Source organism: Micromonospora sp., assembly GCF_048594385.1.
In the GTDB taxonomy this organism is placed as follows: Bacteria; Actinomycetota; Actinomycetes; order Mycobacteriales; family Micromonosporaceae; genus Micromonospora; species Micromonospora wenchangensis.
The window spans coordinates 1-2,603 of the sequence record NZ_JBMDWU010000468.1; the positions used below are offsets into that span (position 1 = coordinate 1).

Annotated in this window: 4 protein-coding genes; 2 read left to right on the forward strand and 2 right to left on the reverse strand. The window is 68.8% G+C overall.

Going from position 1 to position 2,603, the window contains the following annotated elements:
* Positions 1 to 657 (forward strand): hypothetical protein (locus ACOJTC_RS25405; protein ID WP_420118770.1); only part of this gene is annotated, 657 nt, incomplete at its 5' end.
* On the forward strand, positions 621 to 992 hold the full coding sequence (locus ACOJTC_RS25410; RefSeq protein ID WP_420118771.1) for a VOC family protein: 372 nt from the start codon (positions 621 to 623) through the stop codon (positions 990 to 992). The genes ACOJTC_RS25405 and ACOJTC_RS25410, both read left to right, overlap by 37 nt.
* A gap of 6 nt (positions 993 to 998) precedes the next feature.
* Here the strand turns inward: ACOJTC_RS25410 and ACOJTC_RS25415 are convergent, their stop codons facing one another.
* Entirely contained in the window at positions 999 to 2,315 is a 1,317-nt protein-coding gene (locus ACOJTC_RS25415) for a serine hydrolase domain-containing protein (RefSeq protein WP_420118772.1), read from the reverse strand.
* A gap of 91 nt (positions 2,316 to 2,406) precedes the next feature.
* Positions 2,407 to 2,589, reverse strand: a complete 183-nt coding sequence (locus ACOJTC_RS25420; RefSeq protein ID WP_420118773.1) for a hypothetical protein — start codon at positions 2,587 to 2,589, stop codon at positions 2,407 to 2,409.
* Positions 2,590 to 2,603: the final 14 nt, after the last annotated feature.

Below are 2,603 nucleotides of genomic sequence, written 5' to 3' on the forward strand. Positions count from 1 at the left end.
CCGGCACAGCAGATGGCCGACGTCCGCCGCCGGCTCGCGCACACCCACGGTCGAGTCTTCGAGTTGGCCGGACAGACCGTCGCCGCGGTGCCGACACCGGTTCAGCTGCAACGGATGTCGGTGTTCCCCGGGTTGACCGGGGAGAAGATCGACCGGCTGAACGGGATCGCCCGGGCGGCCGCGCGCGGCACCCTCGACGCGGCCCGTCTGCAACGCCTGGGCCCGACGGCGACCGACGCCGAGATGCAACACCTCAAGGGGATCGGCCCGTTCTACGCCTCGCTCATCACCATCCGCGCGGCCGGTTTCGCCGACGTCCCGCCGGCCGACGAGCCGATCGTCCGCGAGCTGGTGACGCAGCTCTACCACTTGCCGCAGCGGTGCACGCGCGAGCAGTTCCTCAAGATCTCCGAAGGGTGGCGGCCCTACCGGACGTGGGCCGCCGTGCTGATCCGGGCGGTCTCGAGCCGCCTCGGTGCAGCGCCCCCGCGAGAGCGAGGGTTGGCCGCCGAGATGCGCCACCGCCCGGCCCGTCGTGCGCCGGTCGAGCACCGGGCCGAGACTGGCGGCGATCCCGGACGCCGGACCGCCGGCCGCTCCGCGACGACGAGGGAGGCCTCATGCATCCGACCGGCATCACCCCGAACCTGCCTCTGAACCCGGATGCGGAGCAGGCCGAGCGGGCGCGAGAGTTCTATCGGGACTACCTGGGCTTCGCGGTCGAAGAGATGAACCAGGGTTGGGTCATGCGGTTCACGAGCCCGGACGGGCGGGCGTCGGTGCAACTGGTCACCCGCGACGCCTCGGCTGCGGTCGATTCCGATCTGTCGGTACACGTCGGGGACGACGTCGAAGCCGCCTATGCCGAGGCCCAGCGCCGCGGCTACGAGATCGTTCACCCGCTGACCACCGAGCCCTGGGGCGTGCGGCGGTTCTTCGTCCGCGCCCCCAACGGGACGGTGATCAACGTGGTGAGCCACCACGACGACTGAGATGTCCTACGTCCACTGGCTCGGATACAGGGTCTTGATCACTCCGTAGGCGAAGTTCGAGGTCGGAGTGGAGAAGTTGGTGGACTCGTTGGCGACCGCGGCGATGGTGACGTCAGCGTTCGGATCCCGCATCACGACCGTGCTGTAGCCGAGAATCGCGCCGTTGTGCCCCGTGAAGTCGTTGAGCCGCTCGCAGCCCAAGCCGTACCCGAGATTGACCGGCACATTCGGGAAACGGGTGTACTGCAGCCGCAGTGCCTGCGTTTCCGGCTTCAACAGCGAACCACCGGCCAGTTCCGCGCCCCACACCTTCAGATCGGCCAGGGTCGAGATCATCGCTCCGGCGGTGGAGGCGACCGCCGGGTTCACCTCGTTGACGACCTTCGGTGGGTTAGCTGCGTTATCGAAAGGCTTGCTGCCGTCGGAGGTGTCGCCGCCCGGGCGGTAGGCGGTGGGGTGCGGGTCGGGCATGGTCGCGTCGGTTGGGTAGCTCGTACCGGTCAGGCCCACCTTCTTGACCACCTGCTCGGTGATGACCTCGCCGGCCGACTTCCCGCCGGTCTTTTCGAGGATCATCCCCAGCAGCACGTAATTGGAATCGCAGTACTGCAACTGGGCGCCCGGGGCGAAGCTGGGCTGATTGGCCTTGATCAGCGCCACCGTCTGCTCCTCGCTCCAGGCCATCGTCGGGTCGGCGTCGAAGTCGGCGAGGAACTGCGCATTGCTGGTGAAGTCGTAGATGCCGGACTGCATACCCAACAGCTGCTGGATGGTGATCTGCGAGCCGTTGGCGATGCCCGGAACATAGGACTCCAGGACGTCGTCCAGGGCCAGGCTCCCGGCGTCCACCATCTGTAGAACCGCAGTCGCGGTGAACGACTTGGTGATCGAGGCGATGCGGACGTAGTCCTCGGCCCGATAAGGCGCCTTGCTGTCCAGATCGGACACGCCGTACGTGGTCTGCCAGACGTCGTCACCGATCCAGACCGCGGCGGCCATCCCGGTCAGCCCGCTGCTGGTGAAGACCGATCCACCGATCTTGTCCAGGCTGGCTCTGGTCACATCGTCCAGGGAGACCGGACCGATCGCCGCGGAGGACGCCACCGCGGACGAGGCCGACGACGCCGCCGGGGAAGCGGCCGGGCTGCTCGCCCCGCTCGTGGTGCTGCCCGTCGACCCGCTCCCGCCGCCGCACGCGGCCAGCAGACCCAGCGCCCCGGCCGCCCCTCCCAACCGCAGGACCTGCCGACGAGAATAGGCCGTACGCGAACAGGTGACGGCGGCAGCGAGAAGCGTGCGCTGATCAGGTTGAGCCAGGTCCATTCGTGCAGTACACCGGACGCGACCGAAGCGAACCAGGGTGAAAGATCGCGGCCGGCCACCGGGCGAAGAAGCCCGGCGCCGGCCGTGGACGTCAGGACGAGGGCTCGGTACCTGGCTCCCCGGCGTCATCCGAGGCGGCCTCGCCACCATCGGGGGCCTGCCAGACCTCCGACAGCTCCTCGTCGCTGATCGGCACCCCGCCGTAGTCCTCGGTCGCGCCGGCGCGTTCTTCCGCGGCGTCGGAGGCGTCGGGAGTTCGGTCCGGTTCAGTCATGGCGCACCCTCCAC

What these genes read in the sequence shown, in the direction of transcription:
- ACOJTC_RS25410 (WP_420118771.1), top strand. Translation starts at nt 621, where the DNA reads ATGCATCCGACCGGCATCACCCCGAACCTGCCTCTGAACCCGGATGCG.
- ACOJTC_RS25415 (WP_420118772.1), bottom strand. Translation starts at nt 2,315, where the DNA reads ATGGACCTGGCTCAACCTGATCAGCGCACGCTTCTCGCTGCCGCCGTC.
- ACOJTC_RS25420 (WP_420118773.1), bottom strand. Translation starts at nt 2,589, where the DNA reads ATGACTGAACCGGACCGAACTCCCGACGCCTCCGACGCCGCGGAAGAA.